This is a genomic window from Stenotrophomonas maltophilia group sp. RNC7 (genome assembly GCF_030910085.1).
GTDB lineage: Bacteria > Pseudomonadota > Gammaproteobacteria > Xanthomonadales > Xanthomonadaceae > Stenotrophomonas > Stenotrophomonas sepilia.
Window position 1 is genome coordinate 14,306 of record NZ_JAVFVN010000675.1, and the last position, 16,748, is coordinate 31,053.

Here is a 16,748-nt window from a genome sequence, read left to right on the forward strand (position 1 = left end):
TCCTTGAGGAAAGGGATCCGACCCCGGGTCGTACGTCATCGCACCTTGCGCTCGTCCACCAGCGATGCCACCACCGATGGATCGGCCAGGGTCGAGGTGTCGCCGAGCTGGTCCGGTGCGTTTTCGGCGATCTTGCGCAGGATGCGGCGCATGATCTTGCCCGAGCGGGTCTTCGGCAGGCCCGGCGCCCACTGCAGGTGGTCCGGTGTGGCGATCGGGCCGATCTCCTTGCGCACCCAGGCGATCAGTTCCTTGTGCAGCTCATCGCTCGGCGCCTCTTCGGCCACCAGGGTGACGTAGGCGTAGATGCCCTGGCCCTTCACGTCGTGCGGGAAGCCGACCACGGCCGCTTCGGCCACCTTCGGGTGCGAGACCAGCGCGCTTTCCACTTCGGCGGTGCCGATGCGGTGGCCGGACACATTGATCACGTCGTCAACGCGGCCGGTGATCCAGTAATAGCCGTCTTCGTCGCGGCGGCACCCGTCACCGGTGAAGTAGCTGCCCGGGTAGGTGCGGAAATAGGTATCGATGAAGCGCTGGTGGTCGCCGTACACCGTGCGCATCTGGCCCGGCCAGGAATCACGGATGATCAGGTTGCCCTCGGTCGGGCCGTTCTGGATCTCGCCATCGGCATTGACCAGCGCCGGCTGCACGCCGAAGAAGGGCAGGGTGGCCGAACCCGGCTTGAGGTCCATCGCGCCGGCCAGCGGCGAGATCAGGATGCCGCCGGTCTCGGTCTGCCACCAGGTATCGACGATCGGGCAGCGGCTGTCGCCGACCACCTCGTAGTACCAGCGCCAGGCTTCCGGGTTGATCGGCTCGCCGACGCTGCCGAGCAGGCGCAGCGACGCGCGCGAGGTCTTCTTCACCGGCTCCTCGCCCTCGCGCATCAGTGCACGGATGGCGGTCGGGGCGGTGTAGAAGATGGTCACCTTGTGCTTGTCGATGACATTCCAGAAGCGCGAGGTGTCCGGGTAGTTCGGCACGCCTTCGAACATCAGCGAGGTCGCGCCGTTGGCCAGCGGGCCGTACACGATGTAGCTGTGGCCGGTGACCCAGCCGACGTCGGCGGTGCACCAGTAGATGTCGTCCTCGCGCAGGTCGAACACCGCTTCATGGGTGTAGGCCGCATACAGCAGGTAACCGCCGGTGGTGTGCAGCACACCCTTCGGCTTGCCGGTGGAACCGGAGGTGTAGAGGATGAACAACGGGTCTTCCGCGTTCATGCGTTCCGGTTCGCAGGTGGACGGCTGGCTGTCCACCACGTCGTGGAACCAGCGGTCGCGCGGGGCCTGCATGTCCACCGCGCCGCCGGTGTGGCGCACCACCAGCACGGTTTCAACCGTGTTCGTGCCCGGCAGCTTCAGCGCGGCATCGACGTTGGCCTTCAGCGGAATCCTGCGGCCACCACGCAGGCCTTCGTCGGCGGTAATGATCAGCTTGCTCTGGCAGTCGCTGACGCGGTCGGCGATCGAGTTCGGCGCGAAGCCACCGAACACCACCGAGTGGATCGCACCGATGCGCGCGCAGGCCAGCATGGCCACGGCGGCGTCGACGATCATCGGCAGGTAGATGGTGACGCGGTCGCCCTTCTTGACCCCGAGGTTGCGCAGCGCATTGCCGAGGCGGCAGGTGCGCTCGTACAGCTCGCGATAGGTCACGTGCTGGGCGGGTGCATCCGGGCCGTCCGGCTCGAACAGCAGGGCGGTCTTGTCGCCGCGCGTCTCGAGCTGGCGATCCAGGCAGTTCACGCTGGCATTGAGCTCGCCATCCTCGAACCACTTGATGTGGAAGTCGGACAGGTCATAGCTGACGTTCTTGATCTTCGTCGGCTTGCGCATCCATTGCAGGCGCTCGGCGGCCTTGCCCCAGAATCCATCCGGATCGGCCACCGACGCCTGGTACTGCTGTTCATAGGTCTTCTTGTCGATGCGTGCCTTGGCGGCGAACTGCGGATCGACGGGGTAGATATCAGCCATGGCACCCTCACTTGCACGTTGACTTTGTATGTGCGGTCGCAGCATCGCGGCGACCGATCCCCCTCAGTTTGCCCCATCCACCCCCGGCCGCGTCACCACCCTGGTTAGACCATGGTCGAAAGTGAGCGCCCTGCAGGGCCGGGTTCGACCAATGGCGAATAGCCGCTATACATAATCGCCCCGCAGTCTCGGCTCGACCGTGCCCCACGCGCGGCATCACCTTGCCACTTGGGAGAGAGGGCAACATGAGCCACCGTACGTTGAAAGCCGTGCGCACACCTTTGGCGGCCTGCATGCTGGTCGCCCTGGTCGCACCGGGCATGGCGTTCGCAGAGACCGCCAAAGAGAAGGCACTGGAAGCACGCGTTGCCGAACTGGAACGCCAGGTCCAGCTGCTGTTGTCTTCGCAGCAACAACAACAGACCCAGATCAGCCAGACCCAGCAGGCGGTGACCGAAGTGCGCACGGTGCAGGCCGGGCAGAAGCCGGTCGCACAGGTGCCGGCCGGCAAGCAGCCGATCCAGGTCACCACCCTCACCCCGGGCGCGGCACCGGGCACCACGGTCAAGATCGGCGGCTTCATCAAGGCCGACTTCCTGGCCACCCAGACCAGCGATGGCCAGCTGGCCGACGACGCCACCGGCCGTTCGCTGTATCTGCCGGGCCAGACCCCGGTGGAAGGCGCCGGCGGCAGCGGCAAGCGCTCGGGCACCGATTTCAACGCCCACGCCAAGTTCTCGCGCTTCAACCTGGGCATCGACAACGTCAGCGAATCGGGCAACAAGGCCGGTGCGTTCTTCGAGATGGACTTCTTCGGCAACTCGCTGGGCAACCAGACCGCCACCAATACCTACGGCGTGACCCTGCGCCACGCCTACATGTACTGGAACAACTGGCTGGCCGGCCAGACCTGGTCCAACTTCATGGACGCGGCCGCACTGCCGGAAGCGGTCGACTTCGTCGGCCCCACCGACGGCGTGATCTTCGTGCGCCAGGCGCAGGTGCGCTACACCCAGGGCGGCTTCAGCGTCGCACTGGAAAACCCGGAAACCACCACCCTCACCGGCACCCGCAACCCGGTCACCGGTGCCTGGACCAACGCCAGCGCCAACTCCGACCGTGGCAGCCTGCCCGACCTGACCCTGCGCTATGGCTGGAAGGGCGACTGGGGCACCTTCGGCGTCGGCGGCATCGTCCGTCAGCTGAAGGTCGACAACCAGGCGACCGGCGCGAAGGCCGACAAGGTGGCCGGCGGCCTGACCCTGGGCGGCAAGTGGGTGATGGGTGACAGCGATTCGCTGCATTACCAGTTGACCGGCGGCGAAGGCATCGCCCGCTACATCGGCCTGGGCATCACTGCCGACAGCGCCTACGACGTGGCCCGTGATGAGCTCAACCCGACCGGCGTGCTGGCCGGCTATGTCGGCTGGCGGCATGCGTTCTCGCCGAAGCTGCGCACCAACCTGATCTACGCGCGCAGCGACTACGACAACGACAGCATCCTCGGCCCGCTGGTGACCAAGAGCGTGCAGAGCGTCCGCGGCAACATTTTCTATTCACCGCTGCCCAAGGTCGATATCGGCGCCGAGCTGATGTATGGCCGTCGCGAAGTGGAGAACGGCAACAAGGGTGACATCACCCGGTTGCAGTTCACTACGAAGTACAGCTTCTAGGAGCGTGCCGGCCAGCGGCCGGCACCTACCGAGATGGGGTGCCGGCCAAGGTCGGCATCTACCGAATTGAGTGCCGACCAACGGTCGGCACCCACCAACAACGATTGCTTCGGAGGGGAAGCGTCCCATGTCCAGTACACCCAGCACCGCACATAAAGCGGGCACCCTGACCAAGGGCCACAAGAAGGTCATCTTCGCATCGAGCCTCGGCACGGTGTTCGAGTGGTATGACTTCTTCCTGTACGGCTCGCTCGCGGCCATCATCGCCAAGCAGTTCTTCAGTGGCGTCAATGAAACCACGGGCATGATCTTCGCCCTGCTGGCGTTCGCCGCCGGCTTCTTCGTGCGTCCGTTCGGCGCGGCCTTCTTCGGCAGCCTCGGCGACCGCATCGGCCGCAAGTACACCTTCCTGGTCACCATCCTGATCATGGGCATCTCGACCTTCCTGGTCGGCGTGCTGCCCAACTACGCTTCGATCGGTTTCGCCGCTCCGGTGATCCTGATCATCCTGCGTCTGGCCCAGGGCCTGGCGATGGGCGGCGAGTACGGCGGTGCCGCCACCTACGTGGCCGAGCACGCGCCGGACGACAAGCGCGGCCTGTACACCAGCTTCATCCAGTGCACCGCCACGCTGGGCCTGTTCCTGTCGCTGCTGATCATCCTGGCCTGCCGCATGACGCTGGGCAACGAGGCCTTCGAGGCCTGGGGCTGGCGCATCCCGTTCCTGGTCTCGATCCTGCTGCTGGGCATTTCGGTATGGATTCGCCTGCAGCTGAGCGAATCGCCGCTGTTCCAGCAGATGAAGGCTGAAGGCAAGGGCTCCAAGACCCCGTTCCGCGACAGCCTGAAGGGCGGCAACCTGAAGCTGATGCTGCTGGTCCTGCTCGGTGCGGCGGCGGGCCAGGCCGTGGTCTGGTACGGCGGCCAGTTCTACGCGCTGTTCTTCCTCAGCAGCATGCTGAAGGTCGATGCCACCACCTCCTACCTGCTGATCGCCGCTGCGCTGGCACTGGGCACGCCGTTCTTCATCTTCTTCGGCTGGCTGTCCGACCGCATCGGCCGCAAGAAGATCATCCTGGCCGGCTGCCTGCTGGCGGCCATCACCTACATCCCGATCTTCAAGGGCCTGACCCACTTCGCCAACCCGGCCATCGAAGAAGCGCGCAGCAGCTCGCCGGCCCTGGTCGTCGCCGATCCGGCCACCTGCTCGTTCCAGTTCGATCCAGTCGGCCTGCGCAAGTTCACCAGCTCCTGCGACGTGGCCACCGCCGCGCTGACCAAGGCCGGTGTGCCGTACGACGTGCAGCCCGCCGCCGCCGGTTCGCTGGCGGTGGTGAACGTGGGCAGTGCCAGCGTCACCTCGTATGAGGCCGCTGGCTTGACCAAGGAAGAAGGCAAGGCCAAGGCCGATGCGTTCGGCGCGGAGCTGAAGACCGCGCTGACCTCTGCCGGCTACCCGGCCAAGGCCGATGGTGCGCGCATCAACATCGCCGGCACCATCTTCATGCTGTGGCTGCTGGTGCTGTACGTGACCATGGTCTACGGCCCGATCGCCGCCTACCTGGTCGAACTGTTCCCGACCCGCATCCGCTACACCTCGATGTCGCTGCCGTACCACATCGGCAACGGCTGGTTCGGTGGCTTCCTGCCGGCCATCTCGTTCGCGCTGGTGGCCGGTACCGGCAACCTGTACTACGGCCTGTGGTACCCGATTGCGATCGCACTGATGTCGGTGGTGATCGGCGGCCTGTTCCTGCGCGAGACCAAGGACGTGGATATCACCAAGTAAGAATGATGTTCATCGGATAAAGGAGAGGCCGTGGTGCAGACCACGGCCTTTTCGTTTCCCTGTAGCGCCGAGCCATGCTCGGCGACCGCGCAACGCGCGGCACAAAACTCCGCAGACGCGAAAAGGCAGAACTCAATGCCGCCATCGCGGTTGACAGGCATCCGAAGCCGCAGGCCCTCTCGCGCCCGGGGTCAGATCCCTTTCGCGCGCGAAAGGGATCTGACCCCATCCAAACGTGCAGCACCCCGTATAGTCGGCCCATGACGACCGCCGCCCCAGCCGACCTTCCCGCTCTCCTGCACACCCTGCGCAGTACCTGGCAGGCCCAGCGCCCTTCGCTGGACCAGCGCGAAGCCGACCTGCGTCGCCTGCGCGAGGCGTTGAAGCCACGCCTGGACGAAATGGCCCAGGCCATCGCCGAGGACTTCGGCCACCGCGCCCACACCGAATCGAAGCTGGCCGACGGCATGAGCGTGCTGTCGGCCATCGACCACCTGCGCCGCCACCTGCGGCGATGGTCGAAGCCGCAGCGGGCATCGGCGGGATGGAAGCTGTGGCCGGCGCGTGCGCAGCTGCGGCCGACGCCGCTGGGCGTGGTCGGGGTGATCTCGCCCTGGAACTACCCGGTTACGTTGGCGCTGGTGCCGCTGGCTACCGCGATTGCCGCTGGCAACCATGTACTGCTGAAGCCTTCGGAACACACGCCGCGCACCAGCGCGTTCCTGGCCGATCTGCTGGCCAGCGTGTTCCCGCCCGAGCGCGTGGCGGTGGTGCAGGGTGGGGCGGACGTGGCTGCGGCGGTGTCCTCGCTGCCGCTGGACCATCTGCTGTTCACCGGCTCGACGGCCGTTGGCCGTAAGGTGATGGCCGCCGCCGCCGAGCATCTGGTGCCGGTCACGCTGGAACTGGGCGGCAAGTCGCCGGCGATCGTCTGCCGCGATTTCCCGCTGGACAAAGCCGCCGCGCGGCTGGCCACCGGCAAGTGGTTCAACGCGGGCCAGACCTGCATCGCGCCGGATTACGTGCTGATCGATACCGTGCGCCAGCGCGAGTTCGTACAGGCGCTGCAGCAGCAGGTGCGCGAACGCTATGGCGACTTCAGCAATGCCGACGACTACACGCGCATCATCAACGAGGGGCAGTACCAGCGCCTGCAGCGCTACCTGGTGCAAGCGCGCGAACGCGGCGTGCCGGTGATTCCGCTGGCGCAGGTGGATCCTGCGCGCGCCGACCGCGAGCGCCTGCTGGTGCCGACCGTGGTGCTGGACCCGCCGGACGACCTGGACCTGATGCGCGAGGAGATCTTCGGCCCGATCCTGCCGGTGCGGGCCTACCCGGATCTGGAGGCGGCGCTGGCCGACGTGCTGTCCCGTGACCGGCCGCTGGCGCTGTATCCCTTCAGCCACGACACGGCGACGGTGGAGCGCATCCTCGGCCAGGTGGTGGCCGGTGGGGTGACGGTGAATGACACACTGCTGCACTTCGCCGCTGATGGGCTGCCGTTTGGCGGGGTTGGGGCAAGCGGCATGGGTGCCTACCACGGGCGGGCGGGTTTCGATGCGATGAGCAAGCGCCTGCCGGTGCTGTGGCAGTCGCGCTGGGCGGCCAGCGACCGGCTGCGGCCGCCGTATTCGAAGATTGCGGGGTTGTTGAAGCTGCTGCTGCGGTGAACCCAGGCAGGGCGTGGCACTACTGAATCAGGGCCCGATTCTTCTGTAGAGCCGAGCCCACGCTCGGCTGCTCCTGGCTGGGTGCCCGATCAATGCAGCCGAGCGTGGGCTCGGCTCTACACGGGAATCCGGGCCGCCCCCATCCCGGCCACCCGGGTAGAATGCCCGCATGAAAATCGCCTCGTGGAACGTCAATTCGCTCAATGTCCGCCTGCCGCACCTGGAGCAGTGGCTCAAGGCGTTCGGCCCGGACATCGTCGGTATCCAGGAAACCAAGCTGGAGGACCACAAGTTCCCCGACTCTGCGCTGATCGCGGCGGGCTACCGCAGCGTGTTCGCCGGCCAGAAGACCTACAACGGCGTGGCGCTGCTGTCGCGTGAACCGGCGCAGGACGTGCAGATCGGCATTCCCGGCTTCGAGGACGAGCAGAAGCGTGTCATCGCCGGTACCTTCGGCGACCTGCGGGTGATCAACCTGTATGTGGTCAACGGCCAGGACATCGGCACCGACAAGTACGAGTACAAGTTGCGCTGGCTTGAGGCGGTGCATGCCTGGATCGCCGGAGAACTGCAGCGGCACCCGAAGCTGATCGTGATGGGCGATTTCAACATCGCCCCGGACGCACGCGACGTGCACGACCCGGAGGTGTGGAACGACAACCACATCCTCACTTCCACCGCCGAGCGCGGCGCGCTCAACAAGCTGCTGCAGCTGGGGCTGCACGATGGCTTCCGCCTGCACAACGACGAGGCGGGCACCTTCAGCTGGTGGGATTACCGCGCCGCCGGCTTCCGTCGCAACCTGGGCCTGCGCATCGACCTGACCCTGGTCTCCGATGCGTTGAAGAGCGGTGCGGTGGCTTCGGGCATCGACCGCGAGCCGCGCACCTGGGAACGCCCGAGCGACCATGCGCCGGCGTGGGTACAGTTGGGTTGAGTTGAGGTAGCGCCGGGCCATGCCCGGCGAGCGCAGCGGCGGCAGGGTGACGCCGGGCATGGCCCGGCGCTACCCCCCAGATCACCGTATGCTCTTGCGGGTGAACAGGTTGACGATCGCCAGCAGGATCACCGCACCGATCAGCGAGAACAGGAAGGTGCGGATGGTGATCGCTTCGTTGATGCCACCGCCGAACAGCCAGCCGGAAATCAGCGCGCCGACGATGCCGACCACGATGTTGAGGATGATGCCCTGCTGGGCATCGCGCTTCATGATGATGCTGGCCAGCCAGCCTACGATGCCGCCGACGATCAGCCAGATGATGATGCCCATGATCGAACCTCCGGTGGGGAACTGTGACCAGTTGACGCGCACGGCCGTGAACCCGTCGTGGAATTGCGTGATGGGCGCGTGCGGATGAGCCTACCAGCCACCCTAGATGGCCCGTGGCGCTTCGGTCCGGTGACGGTCTGGCGGCGCCCGCACGTGCCCGGCCATCGCGGCGAACCGCAGGCACGCCAGGTGCTGGCGCAGGCCCTCGGGGCCGATCCGGAGACGCTGCCGCTGGTCCGCGATGACAAGGGCCGGCCGGAGCTGAGCGGCGCATTGGCCCACTACGGCACCGGCTGGAGCCACAGCGGTGAGGTGCTGCTGGTGGCGCTGGGCGAAGGCGTGCGGCTGGGCGTGGACCTGGAACTGCTGCGGCCGCGCGCCCGCCTGCTGGAGATCGTGCAGCGCTTCTTCCACCCGGAGGAGGTGGCGTGGCTGGAAAGCCTGGACCAGGCCGACCGCGAACACTGGTTCTTCCGCGTGTGGTGCGCCAAGGAAGCGATGCTGAAGGCGCACGGCCAGGGTATCTCGTTCGGCCTGCACCGTCTGCAGCTGGCGCCGGGGGCCGATGGCGCCCTGCACCTGCGCTGGTGCGACCCGGAACTGGGCGAGGCCGCGCGCTGGCACCTGCACGAATGGCAGGCCACCGGTCAGTTCCGGGCGGCGTTGGCCTGGTATCCGCACTGAGGCGGGGAATCAGCGCGCAAAACCGGCGATAATGCCGGCATGAGCGAACACCCACTTCCCGCCAGCGTGGCTGCCACGCTGGAACAGGGCCTGGCCAGCATGGGCCTGGATGCCGCGCTGGCGCCGCCGCTGCTGCGCTACCTGGCCCTGCTGCACCGCTGGAACGGCACCTACAACCTCACCGCCATCCGCGACCCGCAGGAGATGGTCACCCGCCACCTGCTCGACTCGCTGGCGATGCAGCCGTTCGTGGCCGATGGCAGCCTGGCCGACCTCGGCACCGGGCCCGGGCTGCCCGGCATCCCGCTGGCGATCGCCTGCCCGGGCCTGCAGGTGACCCTGGTCGAGAGCAACGGCAAGAAGGCGCGCTTCATGCGCGAGGCCGTGCGCCAGCTCGGCCTGGACAATGCCCGCGTGGCCGAATCGCGCGCCGAGGCGCTGGACGAGGCCGGCCGCTACGACCAGCTGACCGCCCGTGCCATGGATACCCTCGCCGGCATCGTCCGCGTCGGTGGCCACCTGCTGCGGCCGGGGGGCGTGCTGCTGGCCATGAAGGGCGTCTACCCGCATGAGGAGATCGCGGACCTGCCGGCGGGCTGGCAGGTGCGCGAGGTGACCCCGCTGAGCGTGCCCGGCCTGGCCGGCGAACGCCACCTGGTCACTGTTACAGGCCCTTGATTCCCGCCGCCAGCCCCTTGTGCAACAACGGGTTGGCGATCCACGATTTCCGCAAGGGGCCGGTTGTACGCATAATGACCGGTCCCAGCACACGTCGACGAGGCACACCCGCATGGCCCGCATCATCGCCATCGCCAACCAGAAGGGTGGCGTCGGCAAGACCACGACCGCCGTCAACCTGGCCGCTTCCCTGGCCAACGCACCCAAGCGCGTGCTGCTGGTCGACCTGGATTCGCAGGGCAACGCGACCATGGGCAGTGGCGTGGACAAGCGTGAGCTGGCCGCTTCCACCTACGATCTGCTGCTGGGCGAGTCCAGCGCCGCCGATGTACGCGTGCAGACCGCCGAAGGCTACGACCTGCTGCCCGGCAACATCGACCTGACCGCCGCCGAGATCCAGCTGATGGCGCAGAGCGAGCGCGAGCAGCGGCTGAAGCGCGCGCTGGCACCGATCCGCGACGAGTACGACTACATCCTGATCGACTGCCCGCCGGCGCTGTCGCTGCTGACGCTCAACGCGCTGGCCGCCGCCGATTCGGTGATCGTGCCGATGCAGTGCGAGTACTACGCCCTGGAAGGCCTGAGCGCGCTGGTGGAAACCATCGAAGCGCTGCGTGCCAACCTCAATCCGGCGCTGGAGATCGAAGGCGTGCTGCGCACCATGTTCGACGTGCGCAACAACCTGGCCAACGCGGTGTCGGCCGAGCTCACCGAGCACTTCGGCGATCGCGTGTTCCGCACCATCGTGCCGCGCAACGTGCGCCTGGCCGAGGCACCCAGCCATGGCCAGAGCATCGTCGGCTACGACCGCGCCTCGCGCGGTGGCGTGGCCTACCTGGGCCTGGCCGGCGAGATCATCCGCCGCAACAACGAACGCAACAAGGCCACCAAGGCCGTGGAGACCGTCTGATGACCAGCAGCAAGCCGGCAGCCAAGAAGCGAGGCCTCGGCCGTGGCCTGGACGCGCTGCTGGGCCCGAAGGGGGCGGTCAGCCAGGTGCAGGCCACCACGGCGGTGATCGAGCCGCTGCCGGGGGAAGTGCTGCGCAAGTTGCCGGTCGGCCAGCTGCAGCCGGGCAAGTACCAGCCGCGCCGCGAGATGGACGAGGGCAAGCTGTCCGAGCTGGCCGACTCGATCAAGTCGCAGGGCGTGATCCAGCCGATCCTGGTGCGCCAGCTGCCGGCGGGCAACTACGAAATCGTCGCCGGTGAACGCCGCTGGCGCGCATCGCAGCTGGCCGGGCTGGACGAAGTGCCGGTGGTGGTGCGCGAGCTGGAAGACCGCACCGTCATCGCGATGGCGCTGATCGAGAACATCCAGCGCGAAGACCTCAACCCGCTGGAGGAAGCCGAAGCGCTGCAGCGCCTGATCAGCGAGTTCACCCTCACCCATGCCGAGGCCGCCGAGGCCGTCGGCCGCTCGCGCGCGGCGGTGTCCAACCTGCTGCGCCTGCTGGAACTGCCGGTGGCGATCCGCCTGCTGCTGGAAACCCGCCGCCTGGAAATGGGGCATGCCCGTGCGCTGCTGACCCTGGCCCCCGAACTGGCCGGCAAGCTGGCCCAGGAAGCGGCCGACGAAGGCTGGTCGGTGCGCGAGGTCGAGCGGCGCGCGCAGGCCTTCGCCGCCGGCAAGGTGCCGAGCAGCCGTCCGGTGGCCACGCCGAAGGTGCAGCAGGCCGACATCGCCTCGCTGGAAACCGAGCTGTCCGAAGCGCTCGGCGCCAAGGTGGCGATCAGCCACGGCCGTGGCGGCAAGGGCAAGCTGATCATCCACTACACCGACCTGGACACCCTGGACGGCGTGCTGGAAAAACTGCGCACGCGCCAGGGCTGAGCCCGGCGCCGCGTCGGGGGGCGGCCTGTTCCTGCCGCCCCGCGAATGACAGGGAACGCACCGCCACGCGCACCGGGAATGCACTGACCTCCCCGCCGTGGCCTCATCCAGGGAGCAGGACATGAGCAACGACTACGAGGACGTCAGCCCGGACGGCACCCAGATACTGGTACATCGCCGTGAGAAGGACTTTGTGCTCGCCATCGGCGAAGAACGGCACATCGAGGCGATCAGCGCCCACATCGAACGCCACCTGGGCCCGGTGTCCGGTGTCTTCCATGAAATCATCTCCGACCTGGTGCACATCGACGTGCACGTGGTGCCGGCCAATGACCACTGCCCGTACCTGCGCCTGGTCACCTCCGGCATGAGCGACCTGCCGATGACCGTGCCCGCCGAGGTGGACGCGGACGTGCCGCGCCACATGGAACTGATGGTGACCCTGCCGGCCGACTGGCCCATCTCCCAGGACGCCTTCGAGGACGAGCGCAATTACTGGCCGGTGCGCCTGCTGAAGGGCATGGCGCGGCTGCCGCACGAGTACGACACCTGGCTGGGCTTCGGCCACACCATTCCCAACGGCCATCCCAGCGAGCCCTATGCGCCGGGCGTGGGTTTCGACGGTGCCATCGTGCTGCCGCCGGTGACCGCCCCGGAGGACTTCGCCACGCTGGAGCTGGAGGATGGCAATACCATCAGCTTCATGAGCCTGGTTCCGCTGTACCCCGAAGAGATGGACCTGAAGCTGAAGAAGGGCGCCGACGCCCTGCTCGACCGCTTCGACGCGAAGAAGATCCAGGATGTAATCGAACCCGGCCGCACCAACGTGGCGAAGAAGCGTTTCGGTTTGTTCTGAGATCGGTAACATCAGGGGCCTGAACTTCGTTTCCAGGCCCCTGCCATGACCATCCTGCTCACCGGCGCTGCCGGCTTCATCGGTGCCTACACCGCCCGCGCGCTGCTGGAGGCCGGCCAGGCCGTGGTCGGCCTGGACAACTTCAACGATTACTACGACCCGCAGATCAAGCGTGACCGCGTGGCCGCGCTGTGTCCGGCGCTGGACCTGCGCACGCTGGACCTGACCGACCAGCAGGGCTTGGCCGCGCTGTTCGACGAGGTGCAGCCGACCGCGGTGATCCACCTGGCCGCGCAGGCCGGCGTGCGCTATTCGCTGGAAAACCCCCATGCCTACGTCGACAGCAACCTGGTCGGCTTCGTCAACATGCTCGAGCTGTGCCGCCACCGTGGCGTGCAGCACCTGGTGTACGCCTCCAGCAGTTCGGTCTACGGCGATTCGGCCACGCCGCCGTTCTCCGAAGACCAGCGCGTGGACCAGCCGCGCTCGCTGTATGCGGCGACCAAGGCGGCCAACGAGCTGATGGCCTACACCTACGCGCAGCTGTACGGCCTGCATGCCACCGGCCTGCGCTTCTTCACCGTGTACGGCCCGTGGGGCCGGCCGGACATGGCACCGCTGCTGTTCTCGCGCGCGGTGCTGGCCGGGCGGCCGATCGACGTGTTCAACGAAGGCCGCATGCAGCGCGATTTCACACATGTCTCCGACATCGTCTCCGGTATCCTCGGCGCCCTCGCGCATCCGGCCGACGGTCCGGTGCCGCACCGGGTGTTCAACCTCGGCAACCATACGCCGGTCGAGCTGGAGCGCTTCATCAGCGTGATCGAGCAGGCCGCCGGCCGCCCCGCGCAGAAGGTCTACAAGCCCATGCAGCCCGGCGACATGGTGCGCACGATGGCCGATACCCGGCGCGCACATGACGCTTTCGGCTTCGATGCGGTGACCCCGATCGAACAAGGCCTGCCGCCTGTGGTGCAGTGGTGCCGCGAGTATTTTGGCGATCGCGCCTGAGGACGGATCCTCACGCCGCCGGGTTCATCTTCGGATAACCTCGGTTTCGGAGAATGCGCGGTCTTTGTCCCCCCTTTGGCCGAGTGCCTTATGAGCCAACCCGAGCTTTCCGTTGTCGTCCCGGTGTTCAACGAGCGCGACAATGTTGCCCCGCTGGTCGCCGAAATCACCGCTGCGCTGCGTGGCCGGCTGCCGTTCGAGATCGTCTACATCGACGATCACTCGCGCGATGACACCCTGGCGGTGCTGCAGGGATTGAAGGCAACCACCCCGGAACTGCGCGTGCTGCACCATGTGAACCAGAGCGGGCAGAGCACGGCGGTGCGCACCGGCGTCAAGCACGCGCGCGCGCCGTGGATCGCCACCCTGGATGGCGATGGCCAGAACGATCCGGCCGATATTCCCAAGCTGCTCGCCGCACGCGACGCCGCCGACGCGCAGGTGAAGCTGTTCGCCGGCTGGCGCGTCAACCGCCAGGACAGCGGCAGCAAGCGCTGGGCCAGCAAGTGGGCCAACGCCATCCGTGCGCGCATGCTGCGCGACGACACGCCCGACACCGGTTGCGGCATCAAGCTGTTCGAACGCAGCGCGTTCCTCGACCTGCCGTACTTCGACCACATGCACCGTTACCTGCCGGCGCTGATGCAGCGTGCCGGCTGGAAGACCACCAGCGTGCCGGTCAACCACCGCCACCGTACCGCCGGCGTGTCCAAGTACAACAACCTCGGCCGCGCGCTGGTCGGCATCCGCGACCTGCGTGGCGTGGCCTGGCTGATCACCCGAAGCAAGCGCACCGCGGTGGAGGAGCGCTGATGGATCTGGAGCTGCACTGGCTGGATCAGCCCCTGACCTGGCTGTACTGGACCGGCCTGCATGTGACCGGCTGGAAGCTGATCGGCTACACCGGCGCACTGATGTTCGGCGGCCGCTGGCTGGTCCAGTTCATCGCCTCCAAGCGCGCCGGCAAGCCGGTCATCCCGCGCCTGTTCTGGTACATGAGCGTGATCGGCAGCCTGATGACCCTGAGCTACTTCCTGTTCTCGGCCAAGCAGGACTCGGTGGGCGTGCTGCAGAACCTGTTCCCGGCGTTCACCGCCCTGTACAGCCTGCACCTGGATATCAAGCACCGCGGCTGGAAGCGCGACAGGGCCAGCCACTGAGGGCGCGGGGTGCCTGCCATGGGTAGAGTCGACTGTCAGTCGACTTTCGCGCGGAGCGCGGGCTTTGCTACGTCTGGCGGAAGAGCAGCCGACTAACAGTCGGCTCTACCCAGTCGGCTCTACCACGCGCCTCCGGCGCTGGGGGCCCAACTTGCGGCCGGTTCCCGGTCCTGCCTGCGCTGCAAGCAGGACCTTCGTCCCATGCCATGGGCCGTGGGCGGTGCCATCATCGGAGCCTGCCTTCCCGGGAACCTGTGCTCGTGAAAACCCGTCTTGCCGTTGCCCTGCTGCTCGCCATGTCCGCCCCCACCGTGGCCTTGGCCGCTGCGCCCACCGCCGCCGCCGCGCCCGCCAGCGTGGCCACCGAATCGCCCGCAGATGCCGCCTTCCGCGCGCTGTACGAGAAGGAATGGAAGTGGCGCCAGCAGGGCGGTGGTGAAGCCAGCGAGGACGAAGACGCGCCCGCCAACGCCACCCGCATGCCCGACGTCGGCCCGGCCGCGCAGCAGGCACGCCTGAAGGTGTGGGACGAGACCCTGGCCGCGCTGAAGAAGATCGACCCGAAGACCCTGTCGCCGGACAACCAGGTCAACTACGCGATCTATCGCGACCAGGTGTTCAACCTGGCCGAAGAGACGCGCCTGCGCGGCTACGAAATGCCGTTCAACGCCGATTCCTCGTTCTGGTCCAACCTGTCCTTCATGGCCCGGCGCGAGATGAAGACCGTGCAGGATTACCAGAACTACATCGCACGGCTGAACGACGTGCCGCGTTATTTCGGCCAGCAGACCGAGAACATGCGAGCCGGCCTGAAGCGCGGCTTCAGCGTGCCGCGTGCGGTGCTGGATGGCCGCGAAGTGTCCATCGCCACCGTCGCCGAACTGAAGGACCCGACCGAATCGCCGCTGTACGCGCCGTTCAAGAAGCTGCCCAACAGCATCCCGGCCGCCGAACAGGCCAGGCTGCAGGCGCAGGCGCGTGAAGCGATCAGCGGCAAGGTGGTGCCGGCGTTCCAGCAGCTGCGCACCTTCTTCGTCAACGAGTACGTGCCGCAGGCACGCACCACCCTGGCCGCCGAAGCGATGCCCGATGGCAAGGCGTACTACAGGCAGCAGATCCACGAGTACACCACGCTGGACCTGTCGCCAGACGAGATCCATCGCATCGGCCTGGAGGAAGTCGCACGCATCCAGGGCGAGATGAACGCCATCATCAAGCAGGTGAAGTTCAAGGGCAGCTTCGCCGAGTTCCTGACCTTCCTGCGTACCGATCCGCAGTTCTATGCGAAGACGCCGGAAGAGCTGCTGTCGCGCGCCGCGTGGATCTCCAAGCGCGCCGATGGCCAGCTGGGCAAGTACATGACGTTGCCGCGCGCGCGCTTCACCATCGTGCCGGTGCCGCCGGACATCGCACCGTTCTGGACCGCCGGTCGCGGTGGCATGGGCACCTACTGGCTCAACACCTACAACCTGCCGTCGCGCCCGCTGTACAACCTGCCGGCGCTGACCCTGCATGAATCCGATCCGGGCCATGCGTTGCAGGGTGCCATTGCCGCCGAGCAGAAGAACCTGCCTGAGTTCCGCCGCAACGCCTACATCTCCGCCTATGGCGAAGGCTGGGCGCTGTACTGCGAGAAGCTGGGCGTGGAGATGGGCATCTACGAAACCCCGTATGAGGACTTCGGCCGCCTGACCTACGAGATGTGGCGCGCCGCGCGCCTGGTGATCGACACCGGCGTGCACAGCAAGGGCTGGACCCGCGAGCAGGCGCTGGCCTACCTGCGTGACCACACCGCGCTGAGCGAGCATGAAGTGACCACCGAAGTGGACCGCTACATTTCCTGGCCGGGCCAGGCGCTGAGCTACAAGCTGGGCGAGATCGCCATCGTGCGCCTGCGTGCGCAGGCCGAGAAGGAACTGGGCGACAAGTTCGACATCAAGGGCTTCCACGACACCCTGCTGAAGCAGGGCTCGGTGCCGCTGCCGGTGCTGGAACAGCAGATCCAGGCCTACATCGCCGAGCGCAAGAAGGCCTGACCCGACGCGTCGCCGGGCATGGCCCGGCGCTACCAGAATGCGCGGTGGTAGCGCCGGGCCATGCCCGGCGAGCGTGATGCGATCGGGTCGGAGCCCCGCCCGAAGGGCG

At 67.1% G+C, this 16,748-nt stretch carries 15 protein-coding genes; 13 read left to right on the top strand and 2 right to left on the bottom strand.

The genetic code is table 11. The features are described from left to right. Positions 1-35: 35 nt before the first annotated feature. Complete coding sequence (acs, locus tag RCF13_RS14035) at positions 36-1,979, bottom strand: acetate--CoA ligase (protein WP_134968355.1); 1,944 nt, start codon at positions 1,977-1,979, stop codon at positions 36-38. Between the two features lie 245 nt (positions 1,980-2,224). Here acs and RCF13_RS14040 point away from each other — a divergent pair, with 245 nt between their 5' ends. The 4 genes from RCF13_RS14040 to xth all read left to right on the top strand — a co-directional run bounded on the left by RCF13_RS14040 (position 2,225) and on the right by xth (position 8,048). Continuing rightward, positions 2,225-3,652 carry a DcaP family trimeric outer membrane transporter gene (locus RCF13_RS14040; protein ID WP_061480444.1) on the top strand — a complete coding sequence of 476 codons (1,428 nt, stop codon included), beginning with the start codon at positions 2,225-2,227 and terminating at the stop codon, positions 3,650-3,652. A gap of 127 nt (positions 3,653-3,779) precedes the next feature. After that, positions 3,780-5,441: an MFS transporter gene (locus RCF13_RS14045; RefSeq protein WP_061480445.1), complete on the top strand. Its 1,662-nt coding sequence runs from the start codon at positions 3,780-3,782 to the stop codon at positions 5,439-5,441. Positions 5,442-5,701: 260 nt separating this feature from the next. Then, on the top strand, positions 5,702-7,111 hold the full coding sequence (locus RCF13_RS14050; RefSeq protein ID WP_134968356.1) for a coniferyl aldehyde dehydrogenase: 1,410 nt from the start codon (positions 5,702-5,704) through the stop codon (positions 7,109-7,111). Between the two features lie 169 nt (positions 7,112-7,280). Continuing rightward, a complete protein-coding gene (gene xth, locus RCF13_RS14055) occupies positions 7,281-8,048 on the top strand; it encodes an exodeoxyribonuclease III (RefSeq protein ID WP_134968357.1) in 768 nt (255 codons plus the stop codon). A gap of 81 nt (positions 8,049-8,129) precedes the next feature. On the opposite strand, the gene RCF13_RS14060 is transcribed toward xth, so the two are convergent. Continuing rightward, positions 8,130-8,381 (bottom strand): GlsB/YeaQ/YmgE family stress response membrane protein, encoded by a 252-nt coding sequence (locus RCF13_RS14060; protein WP_005411656.1) that lies wholly within the window; start codon positions 8,379-8,381, stop codon positions 8,130-8,132. Between the two features lie 84 nt (positions 8,382-8,465). On the opposite strand from RCF13_RS14060, the gene RCF13_RS14065 reads away from it, so the two are divergent. The 9 genes from RCF13_RS14065 to RCF13_RS14105 all read left to right on the top strand — a co-directional run bounded on the left by RCF13_RS14065 (position 8,466) and on the right by RCF13_RS14105 (position 16,639). Continuing rightward, positions 8,466-9,065: a 4'-phosphopantetheinyl transferase superfamily protein gene (locus RCF13_RS14065; protein WP_061480448.1), complete on the top strand. Its 600-nt coding sequence runs from the start codon at positions 8,466-8,468 to the stop codon at positions 9,063-9,065. A 39-nt stretch (positions 9,066-9,104) separates the two neighbouring features. Then, complete coding sequence (gene rsmG, locus RCF13_RS14070; protein WP_049436024.1) at positions 9,105-9,743, top strand: 16S rRNA (guanine(527)-N(7))-methyltransferase RsmG; 639 nt, start codon at positions 9,105-9,107, stop codon at positions 9,741-9,743. Between the two features lie 112 nt (positions 9,744-9,855). Further along, a complete protein-coding gene (locus RCF13_RS14075; protein ID WP_005420387.1) occupies positions 9,856-10,653 on the top strand; it encodes a ParA family protein in 798 nt (265 codons plus the stop codon). Then, positions 10,653-11,576, top strand: coding sequence for a ParB/RepB/Spo0J family partition protein (locus tag RCF13_RS14080; RefSeq protein ID WP_049415931.1), 924 nt, complete (start codon positions 10,653-10,655; stop codon positions 11,574-11,576). Before RCF13_RS14075 ends, RCF13_RS14080 begins: the two co-directional genes overlap by 1 nt. A 121-nt stretch (positions 11,577-11,697) precedes the next feature. After that, positions 11,698-12,432 carry a suppressor of fused domain protein gene (locus RCF13_RS14085; RefSeq protein WP_134969022.1) on the top strand — a complete coding sequence of 245 codons (735 nt, stop codon included), beginning with the start codon at positions 11,698-11,700 and terminating at the stop codon, positions 12,430-12,432. 45 nt (positions 12,433-12,477) lie between these two features. Further along, entirely contained in the window at positions 12,478-13,443 is a 966-nt protein-coding gene (locus RCF13_RS14090) for an NAD-dependent epimerase/dehydratase family protein (protein WP_061480450.1), read from the top strand. Between the two features lie 90 nt (positions 13,444-13,533). Continuing rightward, positions 13,534-14,256: a glycosyltransferase family 2 protein gene (locus tag RCF13_RS14095; RefSeq protein WP_049415938.1), complete on the top strand. Its 723-nt coding sequence runs from the start codon at positions 13,534-13,536 to the stop codon at positions 14,254-14,256. Beyond that, entirely contained in the window at positions 14,256-14,603 is a 348-nt protein-coding gene (locus tag RCF13_RS14100; protein WP_049415940.1) for a lipid-A-disaccharide synthase N-terminal domain-containing protein, read from the top strand. The genes RCF13_RS14095 and RCF13_RS14100 overlap by 1 nt, the downstream gene beginning before the upstream one ends. A 260-nt stretch (positions 14,604-14,863) precedes the next feature. Then, a complete protein-coding gene (locus tag RCF13_RS14105; protein WP_181357908.1) occupies positions 14,864-16,639 on the top strand; it encodes a DUF885 family protein in 1,776 nt (591 codons plus the stop codon). Positions 16,640-16,748 lie beyond the last annotated feature (109 nt).

What these genes read in the sequence shown, in the direction of transcription:
- RCF13_RS14045 (WP_061480445.1), top strand. Translation starts at nt 3,780, where the DNA reads ATGTCCAGTACACCCAGCACCGCACATAAAGCGGGCACCCTGACCAAG.
- RCF13_RS14095 (WP_049415938.1), top strand. Translation starts at nt 13,534, where the DNA reads ATGAGCCAACCCGAGCTTTCCGTTGTCGTCCCGGTGTTCAACGAGCGC.
- rsmG (WP_049436024.1), top strand. Translation starts at nt 9,105, where the DNA reads ATGAGCGAACACCCACTTCCCGCCAGCGTGGCTGCCACGCTGGAACAG.
- RCF13_RS14050 (WP_134968356.1), top strand. Translation starts at nt 5,702, where the DNA reads ATGACGACCGCCGCCCCAGCCGACCTTCCCGCTCTCCTGCACACCCTG.
- xth (WP_134968357.1), top strand. Translation starts at nt 7,281, where the DNA reads ATGAAAATCGCCTCGTGGAACGTCAATTCGCTCAATGTCCGCCTGCCG.
- RCF13_RS14090 (WP_061480450.1), top strand. Translation starts at nt 12,478, where the DNA reads ATGACCATCCTGCTCACCGGCGCTGCCGGCTTCATCGGTGCCTACACC.
- RCF13_RS14060 (WP_005411656.1), bottom strand. Translation starts at nt 8,381, where the DNA reads ATGGGCATCATCATCTGGCTGATCGTCGGCGGCATCGTAGGCTGGCTG.
- RCF13_RS14085 (WP_134969022.1), top strand. Translation starts at nt 11,698, where the DNA reads ATGAGCAACGACTACGAGGACGTCAGCCCGGACGGCACCCAGATACTG.
- RCF13_RS14100 (WP_049415940.1), top strand. Translation starts at nt 14,256, where the DNA reads ATGGATCTGGAGCTGCACTGGCTGGATCAGCCCCTGACCTGGCTGTAC.
- RCF13_RS14080 (WP_049415931.1), top strand. Translation starts at nt 10,653, where the DNA reads ATGACCAGCAGCAAGCCGGCAGCCAAGAAGCGAGGCCTCGGCCGTGGC.
- RCF13_RS14075 (WP_005420387.1), top strand. Translation starts at nt 9,856, where the DNA reads ATGGCCCGCATCATCGCCATCGCCAACCAGAAGGGTGGCGTCGGCAAG.
- RCF13_RS14065 (WP_061480448.1), top strand. Translation starts at nt 8,466, where the DNA reads ATGAGCCTACCAGCCACCCTAGATGGCCCGTGGCGCTTCGGTCCGGTG.
- RCF13_RS14040 (WP_061480444.1), top strand. Translation starts at nt 2,225, where the DNA reads ATGAGCCACCGTACGTTGAAAGCCGTGCGCACACCTTTGGCGGCCTGC.
- acs (WP_134968355.1), bottom strand. Translation starts at nt 1,979, where the DNA reads ATGGCTGATATCTACCCCGTCGATCCGCAGTTCGCCGCCAAGGCACGC.